Annotated in this window: 24 protein-coding genes; 10 read left to right on the top strand and 14 right to left on the bottom strand. The window is 53.1% G+C overall.

What is annotated here, in order from left to right; all coding sequences use genetic code 11:
• Positions 1-13 precede the first annotated feature (13 nt).
• The gene (aceE, locus tag LF929_RS03265) at positions 14-2,677 is read right to left on the bottom strand and encodes a pyruvate dehydrogenase (acetyl-transferring), homodimeric type (protein ID WP_210176275.1); all 2,664 of its coding nucleotides are present in this window, start codon (positions 2,675-2,677) and stop codon (positions 14-16) included.
• A 132-nt stretch (positions 2,678-2,809) separates the two neighbouring features.
• The gene (pdhR, locus tag LF929_RS03260) at positions 2,810-3,574 is read right to left on the bottom strand and encodes a pyruvate dehydrogenase complex transcriptional repressor PdhR (protein ID WP_012886141.1); all 765 of its coding nucleotides are present in this window, start codon (positions 3,572-3,574) and stop codon (positions 2,810-2,812) included.
• 652 nt (positions 3,575-4,226) lie between these two features.
• Between pdhR and LF929_RS03255 the strand changes: the two genes are divergently transcribed.
• Entirely contained in the window at positions 4,227-5,573 is a 1,347-nt protein-coding gene (locus tag LF929_RS03255) for an amino acid permease (RefSeq protein ID WP_210174592.1), read from the top strand.
• Positions 5,574-5,700: 127 nt separating this feature from the next.
• On the opposite strand, the gene ampE is transcribed toward LF929_RS03255, so the two are convergent.
• Together ampE and ampD are read right to left on the bottom strand one after the other, a co-directional pair.
• Entirely contained in the window at positions 5,701-6,555 is an 855-nt protein-coding gene (ampE, locus tag LF929_RS03250; RefSeq protein WP_210174593.1) for a beta-lactamase regulator AmpE, read from the bottom strand.
• A gap of 6 nt (positions 6,556-6,561) precedes the next feature.
• Positions 6,562-7,122 (bottom strand): 1,6-anhydro-N-acetylmuramyl-L-alanine amidase AmpD, encoded by a 561-nt coding sequence (gene ampD, locus LF929_RS03245; protein WP_226093057.1) that lies wholly within the window; start codon positions 7,120-7,122, stop codon positions 6,562-6,564.
• A gap of 417 nt (positions 7,123-7,539) precedes the next feature.
• Between ampD and LF929_RS03240 the strand changes: the two genes are divergently transcribed.
• From LF929_RS03240 to hofC, 5 genes are all read left to right on the top strand, one after another.
• On the top strand, positions 7,540-8,403 hold the full coding sequence (locus LF929_RS03240) for a nucleoside-specific channel-forming protein Tsx (protein WP_012886145.1): 864 nt from the start codon (positions 7,540-7,542) through the stop codon (positions 8,401-8,403).
• A gap of 182 nt (positions 8,404-8,585) precedes the next feature.
• Complete coding sequence (gene nadC / locus LF929_RS03235) at positions 8,586-9,476, top strand: carboxylating nicotinate-nucleotide diphosphorylase (protein ID WP_038905650.1); 891 nt, start codon at positions 8,586-8,588, stop codon at positions 9,474-9,476.
• A gap of 261 nt (positions 9,477-9,737) precedes the next feature.
• A complete protein-coding gene (gene ppdD / locus LF929_RS03230; protein WP_226093056.1) occupies positions 9,738-10,181 on the top strand; it encodes a prepilin peptidase-dependent pilin in 444 nt (147 codons plus the stop codon).
• A 5-nt stretch (positions 10,182-10,186) separates the two neighbouring features.
• A complete protein-coding gene (gene gspE, locus LF929_RS03225) occupies positions 10,187-11,608 on the top strand; it encodes a type II secretion system protein GspE (protein ID WP_080649114.1) in 1,422 nt (473 codons plus the stop codon).
• A 9-nt stretch (positions 11,609-11,617) separates the two neighbouring features.
• On the top strand, positions 11,618-12,823 hold the full coding sequence (hofC, locus tag LF929_RS03220) for a protein transport protein HofC (RefSeq protein ID WP_226093055.1): 1,206 nt from the start codon (positions 11,618-11,620) through the stop codon (positions 12,821-12,823).
• A gap of 25 nt (positions 12,824-12,848) precedes the next feature.
• Here the strand turns inward: hofC and LF929_RS03215 are convergent, their stop codons facing one another.
• Entirely contained in the window at positions 12,849-13,889 is a 1,041-nt protein-coding gene (locus LF929_RS03215) for a GMP reductase (RefSeq protein WP_226093059.1), read from the bottom strand.
• Between the two features lie 166 nt (positions 13,890-14,055).
• Between LF929_RS03215 and coaE the strand changes: the two genes are divergently transcribed.
• From coaE to yacG, 3 genes are read left to right on the top strand one after another with little or no spacing between them, the layout of a single operon-like run.
• On the top strand, positions 14,056-14,682 hold the full coding sequence (gene coaE / locus LF929_RS03210) for a dephospho-CoA kinase (protein WP_210176277.1): 627 nt from the start codon (positions 14,056-14,058) through the stop codon (positions 14,680-14,682).
• Positions 14,675-15,424: a cell division protein ZapD gene (gene zapD / locus LF929_RS03205; RefSeq protein WP_038905657.1), complete on the top strand. Its 750-nt coding sequence runs from the start codon at positions 14,675-14,677 to the stop codon at positions 15,422-15,424. Before coaE ends, zapD begins: the two co-directional genes overlap by 8 nt.
• A 60-nt stretch (positions 15,425-15,484) precedes the next feature.
• Positions 15,485-15,670: a DNA gyrase inhibitor YacG gene (gene yacG, locus LF929_RS03200; protein ID WP_226093054.1), complete on the top strand. Its 186-nt coding sequence runs from the start codon at positions 15,485-15,487 to the stop codon at positions 15,668-15,670.
• Positions 15,671-15,803: 133 nt separating this feature from the next.
• Here the strand turns inward: yacG and mutT are convergent, their stop codons facing one another.
• The 3 genes from mutT to secM all read right to left on the bottom strand — a co-directional run bounded on the left by mutT (position 15,804) and on the right by secM (position 19,573).
• Positions 15,804-16,205: an 8-oxo-dGTP diphosphatase MutT gene (gene mutT / locus LF929_RS03195; RefSeq protein WP_016940590.1), complete on the bottom strand. Its 402-nt coding sequence runs from the start codon at positions 16,203-16,205 to the stop codon at positions 15,804-15,806.
• 66 nt (positions 16,206-16,271) lie between these two features.
• Positions 16,272-18,965, bottom strand: coding sequence for a preprotein translocase subunit SecA (gene secA, locus LF929_RS03190; protein WP_226093053.1), 2,694 nt, complete (start codon positions 18,963-18,965; stop codon positions 16,272-16,274).
• 101 nt (positions 18,966-19,066) lie between these two features.
• The gene (gene secM, locus LF929_RS03185) at positions 19,067-19,573 is read right to left on the bottom strand and encodes a secA translation cis-regulator SecM (RefSeq protein ID WP_038909020.1); all 507 of its coding nucleotides are present in this window, start codon (positions 19,571-19,573) and stop codon (positions 19,067-19,069) included.
• 27 nt (positions 19,574-19,600) lie between these two features.
• On the opposite strand from secM, the gene LF929_RS03180 reads away from it, so the two are divergent.
• Positions 19,601-20,122, top strand: coding sequence for a DUF721 domain-containing protein (locus LF929_RS03180; RefSeq protein WP_038909021.1), 522 nt, complete (start codon positions 19,601-19,603; stop codon positions 20,120-20,122).
• A gap of 18 nt (positions 20,123-20,140) precedes the next feature.
• On the opposite strand, the gene lpxC is transcribed toward LF929_RS03180, so the two are convergent.
• From lpxC to murC, 6 genes are all read right to left on the bottom strand, one after another.
• Positions 20,141-21,058 carry a UDP-3-O-acyl-N-acetylglucosamine deacetylase gene (gene lpxC, locus LF929_RS03175; protein WP_012886158.1) on the bottom strand — a complete coding sequence of 306 codons (918 nt, stop codon included), beginning with the start codon at positions 21,056-21,058 and terminating at the stop codon, positions 20,141-20,143.
• Positions 21,059-21,152: 94 nt separating this feature from the next.
• Positions 21,153-22,304 (bottom strand): cell division protein FtsZ, encoded by a 1,152-nt coding sequence (gene ftsZ, locus LF929_RS03170; protein WP_012886159.1) that lies wholly within the window; start codon positions 22,302-22,304, stop codon positions 21,153-21,155.
• A 73-nt stretch (positions 22,305-22,377) separates the two neighbouring features.
• Positions 22,378-23,634, bottom strand: a complete 1,257-nt coding sequence (ftsA, locus tag LF929_RS03165) for a cell division protein FtsA (protein ID WP_012768377.1) — start codon at positions 23,632-23,634, stop codon at positions 22,378-22,380.
• Positions 23,631-24,485 (bottom strand): cell division protein FtsQ, encoded by an 855-nt coding sequence (gene ftsQ / locus LF929_RS03160; protein ID WP_016940594.1) that lies wholly within the window; start codon positions 24,483-24,485, stop codon positions 23,631-23,633. The genes ftsA and ftsQ overlap by 4 nt, the downstream gene beginning before the upstream one ends.
• A gap of 1 nt (position 24,486) precedes the next feature.
• On the bottom strand, positions 24,487-24,642 hold the full coding sequence (locus LF929_RS03155; protein ID WP_193744856.1) for a hypothetical protein: 156 nt from the start codon (positions 24,640-24,642) through the stop codon (positions 24,487-24,489).
• Between the two features lie 7 nt (positions 24,643-24,649).
• Positions 24,650-26,110, bottom strand: a complete 1,461-nt coding sequence (gene murC / locus LF929_RS03150; protein WP_038909025.1) for a UDP-N-acetylmuramate--L-alanine ligase — start codon at positions 26,108-26,110, stop codon at positions 24,650-24,652.
• Positions 26,111-26,142 lie beyond the last annotated feature (32 nt).

The following is a 26,142-nucleotide window of genomic DNA, read 5'->3' as shown; positions in this document are numbered from 1 at the left end:
TACTCTTTCCCTCTTATGCTACGCGCGGGTTAACTTTTTCAGGGTTGATGTCGAATTTCTTGATGGCTTCAGCCACGACAGATTTTTCAACTTCACCGCGTTTAGCCAGTTCGCCCAGTGCAGCAACGACCACGTAGGACGCGTCCACTTCAAAGTGGTGACGCAGGTTTTCACGGCTGTCGGAACGGCCGAAACCATCGGTGCCCAGTACGCGATAATCGCTGGCCGGAACGTAGGTACGTACCTGCTCGGCAAACAGTTTCATGTAGTCGGTAGACGCGACGGCCGGTGCGTCGTTCATCACCTGAGCAATGTACGGTACGCGCGGCGCTTCGGTCGGGTGCAGCATGTTCCAACGTTCGCAGTCCTGACCGTCACGGGCCAGTTCGGTGAAGGAGGTAACGCTGTACACATCAGAACCGATGCCGTAATCGTTGGCCAGAATCTGTGCGGCTTCGCGCACATGACGCAGGATAGAACCAGAACCCAGCAACTGAACTTTGCCTTTGCTGCCCGCCACGGTTTCCAGCTTGTAGATACCTTTGCGGATGCCTTCTTCGGCGCCCTGCGGCATCGCCGGCATGTGGTAGTTTTCGTTCAGTGTGGTGATGTAGTAGTAAATGTTTTCCTGTGCGTCGCCATACATACGAACCAGACCGTCATGCATGATGACCGCCACTTCGTACGCGAACGCCGGGTCGTAGGAAATACAGTTCGGAATGGTCAGTGCCTGGATGTGGCTGTGACCATCTTCATGCTGCAAACCTTCGCCGTTCAGTGTGGTACGACCGGATGTACCGCCGATCAGGAAGCCACGTGCCTGTTGGTCACCAGCTGCCCAGCACAGGTCACCGATACGCTGGAACCCGAACATGGAGTAGTAAATATAGAACGGGATCATCGGCAGGTTATTGGTGCTGTAAGACGTTGCCGCCGCCAGCCAGGAGGAGCCTGCACCCAGTTCGTTGATCCCTTCCTGCAGGATCTGACCTTTCTGGTCTTCTTTATAGTAAGCGACCAGTTCGCGGTCCTGCGGGGTGTACTGCTGACCATTCGGGCTGTAGATACCGATCTGACGGAACAGACCTTCCATACCGAAGGTACGCGCTTCGTCGGCGATGATCGGAACCAGTCTGTCTTTGATAGACTTGTTCTTCAGCATCACGTTCAGTGCACGCACAAAGGCGATGGTGGTGGAGATTTCTTTGGTCTGCTCTTCCAGCAGAGAGCTGAAGTCTTCCAGCGTCGGCAGGTCCAGCTTCTCATCAAATCTCGGCTGACGGGACGGCAGGTAGCCTTCCAGCGCCTGACGACGTTCGTGCAGGTATTTGTACTCTTCGGAGTTTTGGTCGAAGGTAATGAACGGCAGTTTTTCCACATCAGCGTCAGCAACCGGCACATTGAAACGGTCGCGGAAATAACGCACGCCGTCCATGTTGATTTTCTTGACCTGGTGAGCAATGTTCTTGCCTTCAGCCGCATCACCCATACCATAACCTTTGATGGTATGAGCCAGAATAACCACCGGCTTGCCTTTGGTTTCCTGTGCTTTTTTCAGTGCAGCGTAAACTTTCTTCGGATCGTGACCACCTCGGTTAAGTGCCCAGATATCGTCATCGCTCCAGTCTTTGACCAGCGCAGCGGTTTCCGGGTATTTACCGAAGAAGTGCTCACGCACGTAGGCACCGTTTTTGGATTTGAAGGTCTGGTAATCGCCGTCAACGGTTTCGTTCATCAGTTGAATCAGCTTACCGCTGGTGTCTTTACGCAGCAGTTCGTCCCAACGACCGCCCCAGATAACCTTGATCACTTCCCAGCCAGCACCACCGAAGATGCCTTCCAGCTCGTTGATGATCTTGCCGTTACCGGTGACCGGGCCGTCCAGACGCTGCAGGTTACAGTTGATGACAAACACCAGGTTGTCCAGCTTCTCACGGGTCGCGATAGTAATCGCACCTTTAGATTCCGGCTCATCCATTTCACCGTCGCCCAGGAAGGCGTATACGGTCTGCTTCGTGGTGTCTTTCAGACCACGATTGTTAAGATACTTCAGGAACTTGGCCTGATAGATAGCGTTAATCGGGCCCAGGCCCATTGACACGGTCGGGAACTGCCAGAATTCCGGCATCAGTTTCGGATGCGGGTAGGAAGACAGGCCATTACCGTGAACTTCCTGACGGAAGTTGTTCATCTGATCTTCAGTCAAACGACCTTCCAGGAAGGCGCGCGCATAAACCCCTGGGGAGATATGCCCCTGGAAGAACACCAGGTCACCGCCGTCTTGTGCGTTACGAGCACGGAAGAAGTGGTTGAAGCACACTTCATAGAAGGTAGCGGAAGACTGGAAAGACGCCATATGACCGCCCAGCTCCAGATCTTTCTTAGATGCGCGCAGTACCGTCATCACCGCATTCCAGCGGATTGCGGAACGGATACGACGCTCCAGATCAAGGTTCCCCGGATACGCGGGTTCATCTTCTGCCGCGATGGTGTTGATGTAGTTACTGCCAGCACTGCCCGCAGCCACTTTCACCCCACCTTTACGTGCTTCAGTCAATACCTGATCAATCAGGAACTGAGCGCGCTCAACACCTTCTTCACGGATAACCGATTCGATCGCCTGCAGCCAGTCACGCGTTTCGATCGGATCCACGTCATTGTTCAAACGTTCTGACATGGTGTATTCCTTATCTGTTTCTAATCAGTTGATTTGTCTGGAGCCTGTCTTCTTGTACTCTGTTCCTGTTGGAGAAAGCACAGGAAGACAGGCCCTTCGTCTTGTTGCCGCAAACGACCGTCAGTCGACGGCCTAATCCTTGCGCTGCTGGAGCCGACGCAACGAGCGTTCCCGCCGACTATGTTCCCGGTTAAGTTCCAGCAATACTTCCTCAATAAAGGCCAGATGGCGATGTGATGCCTCGCGGGCTTTTTCCGGCTCACGAGCGACAATCGCTTCAAAAATCCTGGCACGATGGCTACTCACCTGCGTCAGAACTTCACGACTCAGATAAAGCAATTCAAAATTCTGCCTGACGTTTTGCTCAAGCATCGGTCCCATGCAGCGTAACAGGTGCAACAACACCACGTTGTGCGCGGCTTCCGTCACTGCGACCTGATAATGCATGACGGCTTCAGACTCCCCTTCCAGATCACCGGCTTCGCGCGCCGTTTCAATCAGAGCATGACAATCACGGATACGCTGCAAATCCTCTTCCGTGCCACGCAAGGCGGCATAGTAAGCGGCGATCCCTTCAAGGGCATGACGAGTTTCGAGGAGGTCGAACTGGGATTCCGGATGGTTAATTAACAGCTCCGCCAGTGGGTCGCTAACGCTCTGCCACAGGTTATTCTGAACAAAGGTACCGCCACCCTGACGGCGCAACAGTAACCCTTTGGCTTCCAACCGTTGGATAGCCTCGCGTAGCGAGGGGCGGGAAACATCGAACTGTTTTGCCAGTTCGCGTTCCGGTGGCAGCTTCTCTCCAGGGCGCAAGGTTCCCTCAAGGATCAGAAACTCCAGTTGCTGTTCAATCACATCTGACAGTTTAGGTTGACGGATCTTGCTGTAGGCCATGTGAATTCTTCCCGGCGAAAAAGCGCGGAGTCAATTGGTAATACCAATTTTAAAAACATGACGCACAAAGTAACAAAGTATTCACCTTCTGTCCATACAGACGATGAGCGAAATTACCAATCACCTTAGTTTTTAACAAATGCCCAGAATCTTGTAGCAAAAGCACGAATCGTTCAGTGGTATTACCATTTAGTAAAGCTCGCTAGTTTTAACTTTTTTGAAACTCAAATCAGGCAAAGCTGAACCGTTCAACCTGCCATTTAATGAATTTAAAATCACAATAAATGAATAAAAAAACCAACAAGCCCGATTCACAGACCATGACCTTATTTTGGCCCTCCCGAACATATCGCGCGTGTATGACATGGAAAAGGCAACGACGTTTTTCCCCCTGTAAACCACGGTAAAAGCGCAAAGCCGTACCGTACAGATGACGGTGATCATGACATCACACTTTTATGTCATGCCTCGCAAGAAATCAGTGCAATTCTCTGCGCATATCACTATTCTCTGACGCGCGATAGCACTGGCGGCGATTTAGGTTTGTCAGCGTCGTAAATATAAAATTACACACACGTAAAAAGACAAACGTGCCAGCCCGCGCCACACCGTCGGTGAACGGTTTGTCTTTTCATCGGCAGAGGGTAAAAGCATGCAAGATCAACAAGACGGTACGCTACAACGCGGACTGAAAAACCGTCACATACAGTTGATTGCTCTGGGGGGCGCGGTTGGAACCGGATTGTTCCTCGGTATCGCACAAACGATCAAGATGGCCGGGCCATCCGTTCTGCTGGGCTATGCAATCGGCGGTCTGATTGCGTTTTTCATCATGCGCCAGTTAGGCGAAATGGTGGTGGAAGAGCCGGTTGCTGGTTCATTTAGCCACTTTGCCTATAAATACTGGGGCAACTTCGCCGGTTTCGCTTCCGGCTGGAACTACTGGGTGCTGTATGTGCTGGTGGCGATGGCAGAGCTAAGCGCCGTTGGTATCTATGTACAATACTGGTGGCCAGATATTCCTACCTGGGTGTCCGCTGCGGTGTTCTTTGTCGTGATCAACGCCATTAACCTGGCCAACGTGAAGATGTACGGCGAGCTGGAATTCTGGTTTGCGATCATCAAGGTGGTGGCGATTGTCGGCATGATCCTGTTCGGCGGCTGGCTGCTGCTCAGTGGCCACGGCGGGCCGGACGCGTCCATTACCAATCTCTGGGCGCAGGGCGGTTTCTTCCCCAACGGCATCAGCGGTCTGGTGATGGCGATGGCGGTTATCATGTTTTCTTTCGGTGGTCTGGAACTGGTGGGCATTACAGCAGCAGAAGCAGATAAACCGGAAGAGAGCATTCCACGTGCGACCAATCAGGTCATTTACCGTATCCTGATTTTCTACGTCGGTTCATTGACGGTGCTGCTGTCGCTCTATCCGTGGGGCAAAGTGGTCGAAGGCGGCAGTCCGTTCGTCATGATTTTCCACGCACTGAACAGTGAGCTGGTGGCTAATATCCTGAATATTGTGGTGCTGACTGCAGCGCTGTCGGTATACAACAGTTGCGTCTACTGTAACAGCCGTATGCTGTACGGCCTGGCTAAGCAGGGTAACGGCCCACAATCGCTGCTGAAAGTAGACCGTCGCGGTGTGCCGGTGGTCGCTATCGGCGTATCCGCGCTGGCTACCGCCCTGTGCGTACTGATCAACTATGTGTTGCCGGGTAAAGCGTTTGAGCTGTTGATGGCGTTGGTGGTGTCTGCTCTGGTGATCAACTGGGCGATGATCAGTCTGGCACATCTGAAATTCCGTGCGACCAAAGACCGTGAAGGCGTGCAGACCCGATTTAAAGCGTTGTGGTTCCCGTTCGGCAACTACCTGTGTCTGGCATTTATGGTGGGTATTCTGGTCATCATGTCCCTGACGCCCGGTATCCAGATTTCGGTCTTGTTGATTCCGGTCTGGTTGATCGTGTTAGGTATCGGCTACCGTTTCAAAAAGCGCCAATAACACTTTCCTTTCTTAGAATAACACCATCCTTTCTCAGTATGGCCGCCGCAGCGGCCATACTGTTTTCATGATGTTCCTGCTTTCATGATGTTCCCGTCTTTACGATCAACGTGACTCTCACGATACGTTAGACCAGCGTACCGTAGATGGTGAGTAAAGCCACGACGACAACCAACACCAGCGTCACTTTTTTCGCCAGCGACACTGCCGCTCTCGGAGTAGAAATCGGGTCGCCATGTGGTTCACGTTCCAGTGAAAACTGCGCCAGTTTTGTTAGTACCCAGTACTGAGAAGAGTGTACGTCCATCATCGCGGCAAACCAGGCGGGCAATGCCTTCTCACCGTGCCCCAGCAACGCATAAGCGGCACCGGCCAACCGTACCGGAATCCAGTCCAGCCAATGCAGTAAGGTATCAACACCCGAGTTCGCTCGTTCCAGCGGGGTATGATGACGCGCCAGACAGCACTGCCGGGCGCGCAACACGGTGTACCCCACCAATGCCACCGGACCATAAGGCCCCGCCGCGACAAACCAGAACAATGGTGCCAGATAAAAGCGGAAATTCAGCCACAGCAACGCGTTTTGTAATTCCTTTAAACGTTCACGTTCGCTGCCATCGAGCGGCAGGCCATGAATCAGCGCCAGCTCCTCAGCCATTTCCCGGCAGGCATCCGCCTCACCACGCTGAGCGCTCTGAATATAGCGGTGGTAATGCTGGCGTATTTCGCCCGCACCGATGCACATCAAGCCGACGGCAATCCACAGCAGCAGCAGCGGCAAGCCAAATAGCCACCCGCTGAGCACCCACTGCGCCGCCAACACAACCGCCATACCCATAATAGATAACAGCAATGTTTGCACCAGCGATGGGGCAGAAAGATGACGAAACACCCGTTCTACATGGTGATCCAGTTGCCAGTGGTCGCCACGTTTAAACAACCGCTCCCATCCCAGGACCAACAATAGGCTAAACAACGTCATCTGTGATTACTCCCCTTGTTCTGGTGGTGTCTGCCATAACCGTTGATATCGCGCCCAGTCGAACGCCGGGCCGGGGTCAGTCTTACGTCCCGGTGCAATATCACTATGTCCGGTAATACGTTCAGGCGTAATGCCATACATTTCACTCAGCAGGCGGGTGACATCTGCCAGCCGGGCGTATTGTTCTGTGGTAAATGGCAGCGTATCAGTGCCTTCCAGCTCGATACCAATCGAAAAGTCATTACAACGCTCTCGCCCATCAAACTGCGACACACCGGCATGCCAGGCCCGTTGATCAAATGCCACATACTGCACGATGTCACCGTTGCGGCGAATCAGACAATGCGCCGACACCCTCAGATGGCATATGGACGCAAAATAGGGATGCACCGTTCCATCCAGCGTACCGGTAAAGAGCTGGTCGATGTACGGCCCGCCGAATTCGCCTGGAGGCAAACTGATGTTGTGAATCACCAGCAAAGAAGGCGACTCGCCTTGCGGACGATCATCCTGATGTGGCGACAAAACGCGTCTGGCCTCTGTCAACCAGCCATGCTCCACTCTCATCAGCGCTCCTTTTATTCTTCCTACCCGTCAAAACACGATCGTCATCGGAACACCGGTTTGCCCGGCAACCATCAGGTATCGCACCACAAGCGTTAACCGACTGATCGCACTCATCATGCAAACATCTTACCGCATCTGCCATGTTCCTGACCTGTTAAAAAACCATTCCGGTTTATTCGCAATTGTTCTTTCAACGCCTGCACACAAACCATGATGTTCTGCCCTTCTTCTGGTATGCTGCGCCCCCTCTTTCCGGCAAGCAGTCGACACGTACGCCATAATAAGCAAACGTTTTCGTCTTCTGCCCATCACCGGGAGGTTTTTCAGCAGTTATTTTGTTATTACCGCCCGAATCACTCTGCGCCGCCCCGGCCAACCAGGCCGCTGACGCGCTATCGGGTAACACAGAGAATCGTCATGAAAAAAATCCTTGCCGCCTGTGCAATCAGCACATTGTCATACAGTTTACCTACCGTTGCGGACACTAACGCCCCGCAATACCTCTCGGACTGGTGGCACCAGAGTATCAATGTGGTTGGCAGCTATCACACTCGTTTCGGACCCCAGTTAAACAATGATGTGTATCTGGAATATGAAGCGTTCGCTCGTAAAGACTGGTTTGATTTCTATGGCTATGTTGATGTGCCAAAGACCTTCGGTGCGGGTAATACACCAGACCGTGGTATCTGGAATAAAGGCTCTCCGCTGTTCATGGAAATCGAACCTCGTTTCTCTATTGATAAACTGACCAACACACAGTTGGGGTTCGGCCCGTTCAAAGAGTGGTATGTCGCCAACAACATTATCTACGATCAGGGTCGTAATAATGATTCGCGCCAGAGCACCTGGTATGTCGGTCTGGGAACCGATATCAATACCGGTACGGATCTGTCGTTGTCCGCCAATATCTACGCCAAATATCAGGGACAGAACTACAGCGCGCCGAATGAAGATCGCTGGGACGGCTACCGTTTTAAAATCAAATACTTTTATCCGATTACATCGTTGTGGGGAGGCAAGCTGACCTATATCGGCTTTACCAACTTCGACTTCGGATCCGACCTGGCTGACGCCGCTGGCCCGTCTCGTACCAGTAACGCCATTGCCTCCAGCCATATTCTGGCGCTGAACTATGACCACTGGCACTACTCCGTCGTTGCCCGTTACTTCCATAACGGTGGACAGTGGGCTGATGGCACCGAACTGGATTTCGGTCGTGGCCCGTTCAACGTCCGCTCTACAGGGTGGGGCTATTATCTGGTAGCCGGTTACAACTTCTGATCTTTGCTATGATGTATCCCGGCCATCGCCGGGATACGAAAACCCCGCCTGGATAGGTTGTTACTCACCATGTCAGGCCTGGCGGGTTGCGCAAAAAGCAAATAACACATTGAATTAAAATAATTTTTAAAATCACCCATTAACGGGATAGCATACATTCCGGATTCCATCGGAGTAGCATCATGACAACACGCCGTTATAGTCAGGAGCAGCGCCAGGCGGAACTGCTCAGCCGTATTGAGCACGATATCCCCGCCAGCGTACAGCAGGCATTACGCGAAGACCTCGGGGGAGAAGCCAACCCTGAGCATGACCTCACTGCACAGTTGTTACCCAATGACACCGTCGCCAGCGCGGTCATCATTACCCGCGAAGCCGGTGTATTCTGCGGTCAGCGCTGGGTAGACGAGGTGTTCCGTCAGTTGGGCAACGTCATTACCATCGACTGGCTGGTTCACGACGGTGATGTACTGACGGAAAATCAACCGCTGTGCCAGTTGCAGGGGTCTTCCCGCATACTGCTTACCGGTGAACGCACCGCGCTGAATTTCCTGCAAACGCTCTGTGGTGTGGCAACTGAAGTGAGTCGTTATGTCGCACAACTGGCCGGCACGCATACCCAGTTGCTGGACACGCGAAAAACGCTGCCCGGCTTGCGCACTGCGCTGAAATACGCGGTACTGTGCGGTGGTGGGAGCAATCATCGCCTCGGTCTGGCCGATGCATTCCTGATCAAAGAAAACCACATTATTGCCGCGGGCTCCATCAGGCAGGCGGTTGAAAAAGCCTTCCAATTGCGTCGTGATGTGCCGGTAGAAGTCGAGGTAGAAACCCTCGAGGAACTGCAACAAGCACTGAGTGCCGGGGCAGACATTATTATGCTGGACAACTTCACGCTGGATGCTATCCGCGAAGCCGTCACACTGACCAATGGCCGCGCGTTGCTGGAAGTCTCTGGCAACGTGACGCTGCAAACATTGCCGGATTACGCTGCCACCGGCGTCGACTATATCTCGGTTGGCGCGCTGACCAAACATGTACGGGCGCTCGACCTGTCGATGCGTTTTCGTTAACGCCTGTCGTTGCATTGTGGTGCTCCTCCATCAGCCCGGTGCGCCGGGTTGATGGCGATGCTGTAGCACTATTGGCTCTCTCGCCAACCTTTCCTTCGGTTTACCTCCCCGTTTTGCGAGCCAGCTCGCCTGTTTTTTGTAACACCTTGCAGCAATCCTCCACAGTTTGCACAACAGGTTCCTGATTAAAAACATCGGGATAGCCAGCATCACTCTCTGTCTCTACCCTGCCATCACCAGCCACACCAGGGAACCAATAACATGACACAACAAGGATTTTCACTGATTGAATTGATGGTGGTTATTGTCATCATCGCTATTCTGAGCGCGCTGGGGATCCCAGCGTATCAAGGGTATCTGCAAAAAGCCGCCATGACTGACATGCTGCAAACCATGAGCGCCTATAAAACCGCAGTCGATCTTTGCAGCCTTAGCAATGCCGGGCTGGAAGGATGTAACGCCGGTAGCCAGGGGATCCCGACACCTTCGGCATCACGGTATGTCAGTGCCGTCACGATCAATCAGGGTGTCATTACCCTGACCGGGCAGTCGACCTTGCAAGGGCTAAGTGTGGTGATGACACCCACACTGGATGCGCAAAACGGTGTATCCCGCTGGACAAGGGCTTGCCGCACCAGCGCCGGAGCCGACAGTCTGCGTCAGGCATGCGAAGACGTCTTTCGTTTTGACTCGGCAGCAGGGTGACAGCCATGACACATCAGACACAACACCATGAATTACAATTGCTTTGTCGTCGTTATCACGCTCTGCTATTGGATATAGACGAACAGACGATCTCTGTTGCCGTGGCAGGATCGGTAGCAGAAGATCTGATCGCCGCGCTGCGTTTCGCCAGTCACAGACGCGTTCTGGTGGAACAGTGGCCTGCCGCACGGCTGGAGCAACAACTCACTTCACCGCAAGCTCAAGAGGCTAACGCCTCTTATCAGGCTGATGCCGCATCCCCCGAAGAACCCGATGATGCGCCAGTGGTCCAGTTCATTAACCAAACCCTGAAATTGGCTATCCAGCGCCGGGCCTCTGATATCCATCTGGAACCCTTATCAGCAGGTTATCGCGTTAGGCTGCGTATCGACGGGGTATTACATGAAATACCGACCAACCCGGATTTACCCGCAAACCGTATGGTTGCCCGCCTTAAGATTATGGGGAAACTGAATATTGCTGAACGCCGTTTGCCACAAGACGGGCAATTCAGCCTCCGTCTGGAACAGCACACCTATTCGCTACGCATCGCCACGTTACCCGTTCAGGGCGGTGAGAAAGTCGTATTGAGAGTATTACAAACACAGCAACACGCTCTGGAACTGAGTGCGTTAGGCCTGCCCGACTACGCGCTGCAACAATTCAAGCACACTCTCAGCCTGCCACAAGGCCTGATTTTGGTTACCGGGCCAACCGGTAGTGGCAAGACGTTCACGCTGTACAGCGCTATCCGCTGGTTAAATGACACCAGCCGTAACATTTGCAGCGTAGAAGATCCCGTGGAAATACCCTTGCCCGGTATCAATCAAACCGCTATCCACGCACAAAGTCAGTTGGATTTCGCCCGGGTATTACGCGCGCTATTACGCCAGGATCCCGATGTTGTCATGATTGGTGAAATCCGTGATGCTGAAACGGCGGAGATTGCTGTCAAAGCCGCACAAACCGGTCATCTGGTGCTGTCCACCCTGCATACTAATTCGGCGCTGGATACACTGATCCGACTGGGACATTTAGGCATCCCCGGTTATCTGGTCGCCGCGGCGCTCAAACTGGTGATTGCCCAAAGACTGGTGAGACGATTATGTCCGCACTGCCGCCAACTGAGAGAAGACACGACAACCTTACCCAACTCGCTATGGCAAGGCCCGTTACGGCAATGGCAAGCCACCGGGTGTGAACACTGTTTTTCTGGCTACTACGGCCGGGCCGCGATTTATGATCTACTGCCGGTCACACCGGCACTTCAGCAGGCATTGTCTGGTGCCACATCATTAGCTGACCACAACCTGGCACTCCCATTGCAACGGGAAACCCGCTTGCTATCCGCAGGACTGGCACTGGTTCACGAAGGCGTCACGTCTTTGGAAGAAGTCTATCGCGTGATAGGCGATCACATTGAATAGAGGCCGCGCATGGCAGTACAAAAACTCTACTACTGGCAGGCACTACGTCAGGATGGCGAACCTTGCGCTGGTGAACGTATCGGTTTTGAACGGGGTGAAATTTATCAGTACCTGCTGGAGCTCGGCTATCAACCTTTACGACTGAAAACCGGTGCGTATCTGACACCACGTTACTGGCAAGGCCCACAGCTATCCATCATCATCCGGCAACTGTCGACCTTGTTGCAGGCAGGACTACCCTTGCTGGATGCATTGGAGCTACTAGGACGTCAGCACGAAAAAGCAGGCTGGCGCTGTCTGTTACAGGACATTCGCCTGCAGGTCAGCCAGGGACGCCCACTGTCAGAGGTACTCTCAGAGTATCCAACCATCTTCCCGGTTATGTGCAGTTCGTTGGTTGCGGTGGGTGAGCTGACAGGAAAACTGGACGAATGCTGTGCCCGGCTGGCGGATTATCAGGAAACGCAACGTCAGTTGACGGGAAAAGTGATGAGGGCCTTACGCTACCCCTTGTTTGTGGTGTCGGTAGGAGTAATGGTCACACTACTGATGCTCACACTGGTATTACCGGAATTCGCAGAGCTGTACGCCTCTTTTGGCGCTCCGCTTCCCTGGCTGACACGCATGATGCTGGCGTTATCGGATGGGGTCAGCCATCACGGCATGCTCCTCTTTCTCCTGTCTGCTGGAATATGGCTGGGTTATCAGCGGTTACGCAGACAAAACGCACAGTGGCAACAACGGGAACAACGGCTATTGCTGAAACTACCGCTGCTATCCACACTGATACAAAGTCATTGCCTGGGACAAATTTTTCACACTCTGGCCATGACGCAACAGGCGGGATTAACTCTCTTGTCAGGCCTCAATGCGGCTGCCACGTTGAACAACCCGGTGTACCGACAATCACTTGCAGAGATACAGCGCCAGCTTGAGCAGGGCATTCCGCTCGGGCAAGCCATTCATGACTATCCCTTGCTCTACCCTGCCCCCTGCCACCAGCTCATTAGCGTCGGCGAGGAAACCGGAGCGCTGGATCAGTTATTTGCCCGACTGGCAGGTTGGTATGAGAATCACACCCGACAATTCGCGGACACGCTAACACAGACACTGGAACCGCTGCTGCTGGTCGTCGTTGGTGGTCTGGTGGGAACACTGGTCATCGCCATGTATCTGCCGATTTTCCAGTTGGGGAATGTACTGGCAGGTGCCTGACCCCGCCAGCACATAACAACGGGGCTTAGCCGTTAAACACCGGATTTTCCTGCTCGGCAACGCGAATGAAGGTAGTGCGCTTGGTCAGTTCTTTCAGGCGTGCCGCCCCCACATAGGTGCAGGCAGAGCGCAGCCCACCAAGAACATCCCGTACGGTATGCTCGACCGGGCCACGCAGCGGCAGACTTACTGTCTTACCTTCCGCTGCACGGTATTCAGCAACGCCGCCGACATGCCGCTCCATTGCAGAGGCGGAGCTCATGCCGTAAAACAGCATCATCTTACGGCCATCTTCCTCAACGATATCGCCGCCACACTCGTCATGCGCGGCCAGCAGTCCCCCTAACATCACGAAGTCAGCACCGCCACCAAAGGCTTTAGCTACATCACCCGGTACAGTACAGCCACCGTCACTGACAATCTGCCCACCCAGCCCATGGGCGGCATCAGCACATTCAATCACCGCTGACAATTGCGGGTAGCCGACGCCGGTTTTAACCCGCGTCGTACAAACAGAACCGGGACCAATCCCCACCTTGACGATATCAGCCCCTGATAACAGCAGTTCTTCCACCATCTCACCGGTGACCACATTACCGGCACAGATGACCTTATCAGGGAAAACGTCGCGTGCTTTCTGCACAAAATTGACGAAATGTTCCGAATATCCGTTAGCAACATCAATGCAGATAAATTTCAAATCTGGGGATAACGCCAGAATCTGTATCATCTTCTCAAAATCACTGTCCGATGTGCCACTCGACACCATGACATGGCGTAAGACCGCAGCCGGCGTACTCTCTATAAACTGTTGCCATTCAGCCACGGAATAGTGCTTATGCACCGCAGTCAGCAACTCAAATGACGCCAGGACACGCGCCATCTGAAACGTCCCCACTGTATCCATATTGGCCGCAATGACGGGGACACCCGACCAGCCGCAACCTGCATGCAAAAAGCTGAATTCACGTGTCAGTTCAACGTCTGCACGACTTTTCAACGTGGAGCGTTTAGGACGAATAAGCACATCTTTGAAACCCAGTTTAATATCTTCTTCAATACGCATGATGTACGACCTGATGAAGTGAGGAGAATGATTCAGGGAAGAAGAGGCGATAATGCGCCAATTCATTGTGATCATACGCTCGAATAATCCTGCGACAAGACTGCGATTTTTTCTCAATTTGGGCTAAAATCCGATAAATTTACCTGGCCATTTCTAGTTGATTATCATGGCATATATCGTCGCGCTCACAGGCGGCATAGGAAGCGGGAAAAGCACGGTTGCTCAGGGGTTTGCAGCGCTGGGAGCCACTATCGTTGATGCGGATGTAATAGCCCGAGAGGTCGTATCCCCCGGGCAACCCGCTCTGGCAACTATTGTGGAATACTTTGGCCCGGAAATATTACAACCAGACGGTGCATTAAACCGAAGCGCCCTGCGTGAGCGCATTTTTTCTAACCCGGAAGATAAGCGCTGGCTCAATGCCTTGCTGCATCCGCTGATTCAGAAAGAAACCCGACGCCAGCTCGCTGCCGCTACCACCCCTTATGCGTTATGGGTGGTGCCTTTGCTGGTGGAGAATCAACTACAAGGGAAAGCACACCGTATTTTGGTGGTGGATGTCTCCTTGGAAACACAATTACAACGAACCATGAGCAGGGATGGTGTTTCCCGCGCTCAGGCGGAAAATATTTTGGCATCGCAAGCTAGCCGCGAACAACGACTGGCCTGCGCTGATGATATTATCGATAACAACAGCAATCCGAGCTTACTGGCTCCGCGGATTGCCGCTCTACATCAGCATTACCTTGAGCTGGCCGCATCCGCAACCGACAGGACGACCCATAATGAGTGACGTTTCCTCAACAGTTCTTTTTGAATATCCGCTGAATGAAAAAATGCGTACCTGGTTACGCCTGGAATTTTTACTGCAACAGATGTTCGATAACCACGACCTGAAAGACATCGGCGTTGCCCTGACGTTTTTCCGTGCCGTCTCCGAATTATTGGATATTCTCGAACGGGGAGATGCCCGCCCAGACCTGCTAAAAGAGCTGGAACGCCAGCAACAGAAACTGGCGCAATGGGGTGAACTACCAGAAGCGGATATTTTGCGTATTAACACGTTACGTCAAAAATTACGCAACCTGTCCAGCGAACTGATTGCTGCTCCGCGCATGGGACAAGGGCTGCGTGAAGACAAATTAATCGCTATGGTACGCCAACGTCTGAGCCTGCCGGGTGGATGTTGCAGCTTTGACCTGCCGACCTTGCATATCTGGCTGCACCAGTTGCCTGAGCAAAAACAACGACACATCAACATTTGGCTGGAGAGCGTATCGCCGCTTAAACGTTCACTCGACAGCATACTGGAGTTGATTCGTCATGCGGGAGCCTTCAAAGAGCAAACCAGCCTTAACGGGTTTTATCAGGATAACGCAACCGATGCTGATCTGTTACGTCTGCGGATTGGCCTCGCTCATCAGCTTTATCCTCAAATATCGGGGCATAAAACCCGCTATGCCATCCGCTTTCTGCCATTAGACAGCGACGGGCAAACCCCCGCACGGTTGGAATTCGAGTTGGCATGTTGCTAGATAGAGTGGACTTGCTGGCGACAGCAAGTTTCTGGAGAAGAATGAAACGTGGATAACGAGATGACCGTTGTAAAATGCCCCATCTGCACCAAACCGGTAGAGTGGAGCGAGAATAGCCCTTATCGACCCTTCTGTAGCAAGCGCTGTCAGTTGATTGATTTAGGCGAATGGGCAGACGAAGAAAAACGGATACCCAGCGCGGAAGACGTTTCAGACAGCGACGTTTGGGGCGAAACGCCGCACTGAACCCTTACAAACCCAACGATAGCGACACGCTATTTATCCATCGCCTTTTTATCGCCCTTCACGATTCATGCCTGCGGGCATGAATCGCTGCAAAGAATGCAGCCACGACCCAGACAACATGCCCAGCTTACGTTTATACGCGACCGGCTTTCAGTTGTTGAATCATCTCAGCGTTGGCCGGTGGAAACTCGTGTTCGTCCAGTTCTTCAGCCGTTAACCAACGCGATGGCTGGCCTTCGCGGCCATACGGCTCGCCACGCCACTGCTCAACTAAAAAGAAATGCAACGTAATCAGACGTTCTCCGGCAGAAAACGTTTTGCTGCCCAGCGGGCTTGGATTGATCACCTCAATCCCGGCTTCTTCATGCAGCTCACGCGCCAGCGCCTGCTCCGGCGTCTCACCCACTTCCACCTTGCCACCCGGGAATTCCCATTTTCCAGCCATGTGTACACCTGCTGGACGGCAAGCGATGAAGAACTCACGCTGCGGATTGCGGATAATCCCCACCGCCACAGATAAAGTTTTTTGCGTCATTCTCTTTTCAACCAGTAAAAAGGCGGTCAACGACCGCCTTTGGGAGATGTCACTACGTTATCCGCCTTACTTTTGAAGGCGGCCGTGGCACTGCTTGTACTTTTTGCCCGAACCACACGGGCAAGGATCGTTACGACCGATTTTACGATCAGCATACGGCGAACTGCCAGCCGCTTCATCCTGATGGCTCAACTGTTGTTGACGAGCCAGACGCTCCGCTTCTTCACGACGCTGCTGCTCCATCGCTTCAACCTCTTCCGGCATACGTACCTGAACTTTACTCAGGGTACTGATGACTTCGTATTTGAGGCCTTCCAGCATCGCGGCAAACATCGCAAACGACTCACGCTTGTATTCCTGTTTCGGATCTTTTTGCGCATAACCGCGTAAATGGATCCCCTGGCGCAGATAGTCCATCGCAGCCAGATGCTCTTTCCACAACGAGTCCAGCGTTTGCAGCATCACACCTTTCTCGAAGTTACGCATGACATCACTGCCGACGACTTCTTCCTTGCGACGATACACGTCTACAGCCTGCTCATAGATACGCTCACGCAGCGTTTCCTCATGCAGTTCCGGCTCTTTGTCCAGCCATTCTGCGATCGGCAATTCAAGATCAAAGTCACTTTTCAGGCGCTGTTCCAGCCCCGGAATATCCCACATTTCTTCCAGAGACTGAGGCGGGATGTGAGCATCAAGGGTAGCCTTGAACACGTCTTCACGAATGCTGTTGATGGTTTCGCTGATATCAGAGGCATTCAGCAGTTCATTACGCTGGGTGTAGATAGCACGACGTTGATCGTTAGCCACATCATCGTATTCCAGCAATTGCTTACGAATATCGAAGTTACGGTTTTCTACCTTGCGCTGAGCATTGGCGATAGCCTTGGTAACCCAAGGGTGTTCAATCGCTTCGCCTTCTTTCATACCCAGTTTACGCATCATGTTGGAAACACGGTCCGACGCGAAAATACGCATCAGCGCATCTTCCATCGACAGGTAGAAACGGGAAGAACCTGGGTCCCCCTGACGACCGGAACGACCACGCAACTGGTTATCGATACGGCGAGACTCATGGCGCTCGGTACCAATAATGTGCAAACCACCCGCCGCCAGGACGTCGTCATGACGTTTTTGCCATTCTGCCTTGATAGCGACAATTTGCGCATCATCCGGGCTTTCCAGTTCTGCCACTTCAGCCTGCCAGCTACCGCCCAATACGATATCCGTACCACGACCGGCCATGTTGGTAGCAATAGTCACCGCGCCTGAACGGCCGGCCTGAGCCACGATATCCGCTTCCATCGCATGGAATTTGGCGTTCAGCACGTTGTGCTTGATACCCGCTTTGGTCAACGCATGCGACACCACTTCGGATTTTTCGATGGAAATGGTCCCCACCAATACCGGTTGCCCTTTAGTCGCGCGATCTTTGATATCTTCAATGATCGCATTGATTTTTTCCTGCTCGGTCATGTACACCAGATCTGGCAGGTCTTTACGGATCATTGGGCGGTTAGTCGGCACCACAATGGTGTCCAGCTTATAAATCGAGCTGAACTCAAATGCCTCGGTATCTGCCGTACCGGTCATCCCGGCCAGTTTTTCGTAAATACGGAAGTAGTTCTGGAAGGTGATCGACGCCAGTGTCTGGTTTTCGTTGTTGATCTTGACGTTTTCTTTGGCTTCCACCGCCTGGTGTAAGCCATCAGACCAACGGCGACCTTGCATAGTACGGCCGGTATGTTCATCAACGATGATGACTTCGTCATCTTTCACGATGTAGTCAACATCACGGGTAAACAGCACATGCGCACGCAGCGCCGCCGTCACATGATGCATCAGCATAATGTTGGCAGGTGAATACAGCGATTCGCCCTCTTCCATAATGCCGCCTTGCACCAGCAACTCTTCAATTTTAACCAGACCGCGTTCAGTCAGGTTAACCTGGCGGGCTTTCTCATCCACCGAGAAGTGACCTTCACCGTGGAAAGTATCCGAGTCTTCTTTCTCCTGACGGATCAAATGCGGGATGATTTTGTTCACCCGCATATACAGCTCAGAGCTGTCCTCCGCCGGACCCGAGATAATCAACGGGGTACGCGCTTCGTCAATCAGGATGGAGTCCACTTCGTCCACCAGTGCATAATACAGTTCACGCTGTACACGCTCTTCCGGGCTGAACGCCATGTTGTCGCGCAGGTAATCGAAACCGTATTCGTTGTTGGTGCCGTAAGTGATATCGGCAGCATACGCAGCACGTTTGGCTGGTGCCGGCATCCCCGGCAAGTTGATGCCAACCGTCAGACCTAAGAATTCAAACAACGGGCGGTTGTTCTCGGCATCACGCTGTGCCAGATAGTCGTTGACGGTCACTACGTGCACACCACGCCCCGTCAGCGCATTAAGGTAGGCTGGCAAGGTCGCAGTCAGCGTTTTACCTTCACCGGTACGCATTTCCGCGATGCAACGCTCATTCAGCACCATACCGCCAATCAGCTGCACATCGAAGTGACGCATACCAAACACACGCTTACTGGCTTCACGCACCACGGCAAACGCCTCTGGCAGCAGCGACTCCAGAGCTTCACCTTTCTTGATACGGTCACGAAATACCTGGGTTTGTGCCTTCAGCTCTTCATCGGAGAGCTTCTCCATGTCTGGTTCGAGGCGATTGATCACTTCCACAATTTTGCGCATACGGCGCAACGCACGGTCATTACGGCTACCGAAAACTTTCGTCAATAACTTGATTAACATAGTAATTTTAATCTCAACAATGCCAGTTTATCGATGCTGGCACGACATCAGAAAAAAGAGTCTACGGCCACAGGCCTGATATAAACAAAATACGATGACAATCAGGAGAACATCGGCCCGGCGCGAATACCCTGAACCTGCGCCAGCCATAGACCGGTGTGATGGGAAGGAGAAAAATACGTCGGTGCCAGTTCTGTACTGGCAGTACGTTGTGGTGCGGCTTCGCGAGTCAGCAACGCATTCAGCGTTTCCAATAGCACCTGGTGATGGTGCAACCGGGAAGCCTCAGCCGCTTCAATAATGGTAGCGGGTGGCGTAAACGCAAATGACAGGTGACGGATTACCGTGCGGATGGCATGCTGATGCCAGAAATCATTACTGAATGGCGAGCGACGACGTGAGTCTTTTAATGCCGCCAGATGCGTGAGGTTGAAATAAGATACATTGGGACGACTAAACGCCGAAGCGGAATTAGGCTCGGTAGCAGTATCACGAGACTCGGCGAAGTTAGCAGGCAGGCCAAGCGTTGCCGCGACCATCCCCAACAGCAGGTGAGGCCAGAAATAACGTCTGCCAAATTGTCGCCAACGATTTAAAATACCAATCACAAGTTTCTTTCCGTCGGAGCCTGCGTTATGCGTGATAACCGTCCACAATCACTGGAGTCATTTTTCGATGGCGCATCGCAAACCGGGTCAGGCCCATTGCATGACATTCAGCAACGCGCGCTCGCACTATTAAAGCTCAATCGGGCTGTGCATGCGCTGCTGCCGACCGCGCTGCGTCCGTATTGTCGGGTAGCAAACTATCGTCACGGACTGCTGGTGCTGGAAACCGCCAGCGCCAACTGGCTGATGCGGTTACGTTATGAACAACCCGCCCTACTTTCCGCTCTGCGCGCACAAATACTACCATCATTGGCGGCGATCGACATCAGGATTAATCCAGTACTGGCCGCAAAAATACATGAAAACGAGAAAACACCTGACGTTACGTCAACAGATGCCACAACCACGACGACCACAAGAATACTCAGCGCACAGAGTGCGGAGATATTGAAAGAATTAGCGGAGCAAAGCCCGGAACGGCTACAGAAAATATTAAAACGACTGGCTTCGCTGGCCGGAGAGAATACCAGCAAAAACCAGTCGTCATAATGTCATATCAGAACAGACTCAGGCCAGAACGGTAGACGGCGCTTTGAAAGCCAGCGGCATTTCCGCTTCGTCTTCAAAGGTCACGTATTCCCATGCTTCCTGTTTGGCCAACACCGCCTGCAACAGCTTGTTGTTGAGCGCATGACCAGATTTGAATGCCGTGAACGCACCAATGATGTTGTGACCACACATGAACAGGTCGCCAATCGCGTCCAGCATCTTGTGGCGAACAAATTCATCATCAAAGCGCAAACCGTCTTCGTTCAGCACACGATAGTCATCCACCACGATCGCACAATCGAAACTGCCGCCCAGGCACAAACCACGGGACTGCAGATACTCGATATCACGCATAAAACCAAAGGTACGCGCGCGGCTGATTTGGCGCACGAATGCATCAGCGGAGAAATCCAGCTTGAAGCGTTGTGAACCAGAATCAATCACCGGGTGATTGAAATCGATAGTGAAATCCAGACTGAATCCGTTGAAAGGCTTCAGTTCTGCCCATTTGTCACCGTCTTCTACGCGTACAGGCTGTTTGATTCGAACAAACTTCTTGGCACAGTTCAGTTCTTCGATACCAGCATCCAGCAGCAGGTAGACAAATGGACTAGCGCTACCATCCATGATCGGAATTTCAGGCGCATCCACTTCAACAACGATATTGTCGATGCCCAATCCCGCCAGAGCCGCATTCAGATGCTCCACCGTTGAAATACGCACGTCATGCTCATTAACCAGGCAAGTACAGAGCATGGTATCACGCACGGATTTGGCATCAGCCGGAAAATCAACCGGTGGATTCAAGTCAGTACGACGATAGATGACCCCGGTATTAGCCGGTGCAGGACGCATAGTCAGGGTGACTTTCTTGCCGGTATGAAGACCGACCCCTGTCGCCTGTACGATACGTTTTAATGTACGTTGTTTGATCATCGTATTATCTCGCATTCATCTGAACCTACAGCCTTAGCTTATACTAAGGCCGGTGGCACAGTTTAGCACAAAGAGCGGAGATTCCAACCAAACCTTAGTCTGCCTGCTTACGCAGGAAAGCAGGAATATCAAGATAATCCGGCTCTTTATTGGTCTGTACGCTCTGGTCATTCACCACTTTGGCCGCAGGTTTTTCCTGCGTCAGCGGCGCCATGCCATGCTGCTGATAGCGGTGATCCATAACCGGCTGGCTGCTCTGTTTGTTAGTAACCAGCGTAATTTCAGGACGTTTATCCATGCCGATACCGGTCGCCACCACGGTCACCCGCAGTTCATCATTCATATCCGGATCGAGCGATGTACCAATTACGACGGTTGCATTATCGGATGCAAACGCGCGAATGGTATTACCAACAGTCTCAAATTCATCCAGACGCAGATCGAAACCGGCAGTAATGTTGACCAGCACGCCACGCGCACCAGACAGGTCGATATCCTCCAGCAATGGACTGGAAATCGCCATTTCAGCCGCTTCCTCGGCACGATCTTCACCGCGAGCCACACCAGAACCCATCATGGCATAGCCCATTTCGGACATGACGGTACGCACGTCAGCGAAGTCGACGTTCATCAGACCCGGACGAGTGATAAGCTCAGCGATACCCTGTACTGCGCCTTTGAGCACGTCGTTAGCCGCGCCAAACGCATCCAGCAGAGAAATACCACGACCCAACACTTTCAACAGCTTGTCATTGGGGATGGTAATCAGTGAATCAACGTGCTTAGACAGCTCCGCGATCCCCTGCTCGGCAAACGCCATGCGTTTTTTGCCTTCAAAATTAAATGGCTTGGTCACAACCGCCACGGTCAGGATACCCAGATCCTTAGCGACTTCAGCCACGACGGGTGCAGCGCCAGTACCGGTGCCGCCACCCATACCTGCGGCGATAAACACCATGTCCGCCCCTTCGAGAGCAGAACGCAGCGCTTCGCGATCTTCTTCGGCAGAATTACGGCCGACTTCCGGGTTAGCACCCGCCCCCAGACCTTTGGTAATACCGCTACCGATCTGGATGGTCTGGCCGACAGCTGTTTTACGCAGCGCCTGAGCATCGGTGTTAACCGCAAAGAATTCAACACCTTCGATGCGTTCACGCACCATGTGTTCGACAGCGTTACCGCCGCCACCACCGACGCCGATGACTTTAATCACCGCGTCGTTGGTTAACTCCATTGGTTCAAACATAGTTTCTCTCCGTCTTGTGCCTGTATTGCTTCAAGATCAAAAAAGTCGTGCTAATGATCTCTTTTGATAACCGTCAAAATTCTTTTCTCAGCCAGCTATTCAGGCGTTTAAACCAGTTGCTGACCGAAGTCCGTTTCTCAACTTCGTGTTCACCACTCAGATGAGACTCTTTGCCGTAATGCAGCAGCCCCACTGCTGTCGAGTAATAGGGCTCCTGCGCATAGTCCGTCAATCCAGTGATGTTCAGCGGCTGACCAATACGCACCTGTGTATGGAACACACGCTGTGCGCAGGCTGCCAGACCATCAATTTGCGCCGCACCGCCGGTCAGCACGATACCCGCTGCCAGATGATGCTTCACACCTTGCTGGCGCAGTTGTTCTTGCAACTGCAACAGCTCGTCATTCACCAGATTCAATAACTCGGTATAGCGAGGCTCAATCACCTCCGCCAGCGTCTGCCGCTGCAGACTACGTGGTGGACGCCCGCCAACACTCGGTACTTCCACGGTTTCATCCTTACTGACGATGGAACCGAGCGCGCAACCGTAACGCACTTTAATTGCTTCTGCATCTGTCGGCGGCGTACCAAACGCATAGGCTATATCGCTGGTGACTACGTTACCAGCATAAGGAATCACTTTTGTGTGACGCAGCGCGCCGCCGGTATACACCGCCATATCCATGGTGCCACCACCGATATCCACCACACACACACCCAGCTCGCGTTCGTCTTCCGTCAATACGGCATAACTCGATGCCAGACCGGCGAAAATCAGCTGGTCAACTTTAAGACCGCAGCGTTCCACCGCTTTCACAATGTTCTTCGCCATGTCGTTATGACAGGTGATCAGATGCACTTTGGCCTGCATCCGCACACCAGACAGACCGACCGGGTTCTTAATCCCTTCCTGATAATCAATAGCGTATTCCTGCGGGATAACATGCAGAATTCGGTGCTCATCACGTACCCGGACAGACTTGGCCGTATGCACCACGCTTTCTACATCATCCTGCGTGACTTCTTCTTCAGAGATAGGCACCATACCAATCTCGTTCTGGCAGCTGATATGCTTGCCAGACAACGCCAGATACACTGAAGAGATCTGACAATCGGCCATCAGCTCCGCCTGATCGATGGCACGCTGCACGCATTTGACCACCGACTCCAGATCGTTGACGCCGCCTTTATCCATGCCCCGTGACGGGCAGCTTCCCACACCGATGATATTGATCATGCCATCAGGCAGAACTTCACCGACCAGTGCAGCGACTTTTGCTGTACCGATTTCCAGCCCAACTACCAGTTTTCTGTCCGTCGACTTGATCATTGCTGTTTAGCCTGTGCCTGATTCTGTTGCTGATTACCGTTCTTTTGCTGATCAATGTCTTTTTGCTGATCAATAAATGCCGGGCTCCAACCTACTGCAGCGCCGGTGTCATACCGTAAATCCACATAACCAATCCGCTTGTTTTCATTTTGAGCCTGCCGCTGCAGCAACGGATAAAGCTCCAGAAAACGCGCCAGACGGCGGCTTCTGTCATCACGTCCCAGTTCAAGGCGAATATCATCGTCCAGCCCAACCTGCCATGAATGACGCGCGGTCATTGCCACCATCTTTACCGTAAATTTGCCTGCCGCGAGTGTCTGGCTTATCTCGCGGTATCCCTCCAGCACATCCTCCTCTCCACCTTCCGGGCCATATAGCATCGGCATTTTTTTATTGCCGATACGTTCTGCTGGCACGCTGAAGGCATTACCTTCGCTGTCAACCATAAGCTGGTCATTCCACCGCGCAAACGGAACGAATTCAACCAGATGAATCTTTAATTCGTCCGGCCACTGCTTGCGCACACTGGCCTGCTTAATCCAGGGCAGACGTTCTATCTGCTGCTGAATGACATTCACGTCCTGGGTCATGAATGTGCCGGGCGGCCCCAGCGACAAAATCGCCTGACGAATATCGTCATTGGTGGTGTAGTGCCTCTCACCTGTCACCACCAGTCTGGATAATGGCAAACGGCTGGCATCCTTCATCCAGCCCAACACCATCCAACTTCCCCACAGGATGGTACCGGCCACCATCAACAGAAAAATAATTCCTGCCAGTTGACCACCATTGCTACGCCGTGCGCCTTTTTCCTGCTCACGTCCGCGTGTATTCAGCGCCGCCTGCGACATACTAATCCGCTAACTCCACAACAGGTACGCGGCGGTAACCGTTGTTTGTCATGACTGGGCGCGACATATCGATGCAACACACCTCACCCTGCCGTTGGCGGGTTTCATCGTAGTCAGCGTTGGCGTGTTTCATCACTACCATCACAAGCTCAGTCATCCTGTTCTCAGTCTGTAGACTTCGCCTGCAGGCGGTTTTCCGCCAGCCGACGCGCCAGTTTGCCAATATTGCCGGCACCCTGAACCAGCACCAGATCATCGCCTTGCAACGCTTGCGCTAACAACTCAGGCAGCGTCTCGACATCGGGCACCATGATCGGGTCAATTTTACCGCGACCACGGATCGTGCGGCACAGCGATCGGCTATCCGCTCCCGGAATCGGTGCTTCACCGGCCGAATACACATCCAGCATCAGCAGCACATCCACTTGCGATAACACATGTGCAAAGTCATCGTACAGATCGCGCGTACGGGTATATCGATGCGGCTGGAAAATCATCACCAGACGCTTATCCGGCCAGCCTGCTCGCGCCGCTTTAATCGTGGCGTCCACTTCCGTAGGGTGATGCCCGTAATCATCCACCAGCATGGCGCTGCCGCTTTTGCCGTTGACCGGCTGTAGCGGAAACTCGCCCAGGAAATCGAACCGGCGGCCCGTTCCCTGAAAACGCACCAATGCCCTCAGGATAGCCTCGTCATCAATCCCTTCTTCTGTCGCTACCGCCACCGCTGCTGCCGCGTTCAACGCATTGTGACGACCCGGTGCGTTCAGGGTCACGTTGAGCAACGGTTTGCCCTGACGCGCCAGGGTAAACAGCCCCTGAGCCCCTACCTGCCGGTAATCAGCGACCCGCACATCCGCGTCTTCGCTAAAGCCGTAGGTGGTGATGTGACGCCCCACTTTTGGCAACAATTCACGAATCACCGCATCATCAAGACACATCACCGCATGGCCGTAAAACGGCAGGTTGTGCAGGAAGTTGATGAACGTCTGCTTGAGGTTCTCAAAATCTCCCTGGTAAGTGTCCATGTGGTCGGCTTCGATGTTCGTCACAATCGCGACCATCGGCTGCAAATGCAGGAACGACGCATCACTTTCATCGGCTTCCGCAATCAGGTAACGGCTCGACCCTAAACGGGCGTGCGTTCCCGCCGCTTTAACCAAACCACCATTCACGAACGTTGGGTCCAGACCGGCTTCCGCGTAGATACTGGTGACCATCGCGGTAGTGGTTGTCTTGCCGTGCGTCCCGGCAATGGCGATGCCGTGGCGAAAGCGCATCAATTCTGCCAGCATCTCTGCCCGACGAATCACCGGAATACGGGCCTCATGTGCCGCGATAATCTCCGGGTTATCAGCCGAAATCGCGCTGGACACGACCACAACGCTCGCCTCGTTCACGTTTTCCGGACGATGGTGGAAATAGATCCGGGCGCCCAGATCGGTCAGTTGTTGCGTTACCGCATTAGGTGCCAGATCGGAACCGCTGATCTCATACCCTTCATTAGCCAGTACTTCGGCGATACCGCCCATGCCAGCACCGCCGATGCCGACAAAGTGGATGTGCCGGACACGGTGCATCTCGGGCACGATTGAACGCAGTTTCGCCAGTTCTTGAGTATTCACTATCTTTTATCGCAACCTACATCAACGCCGAC

Origin of the sequence: Dickeya oryzae (genome assembly GCF_020406815.2) — a bacterium.
Classification (GTDB): Bacteria; Pseudomonadota; Gammaproteobacteria; order Enterobacterales; family Enterobacteriaceae; genus Dickeya; species Dickeya oryzae.
Note: the sequence above shows the minus strand (reverse complement) of the source record. Positions and strands in the feature narration are given on the sequence as shown.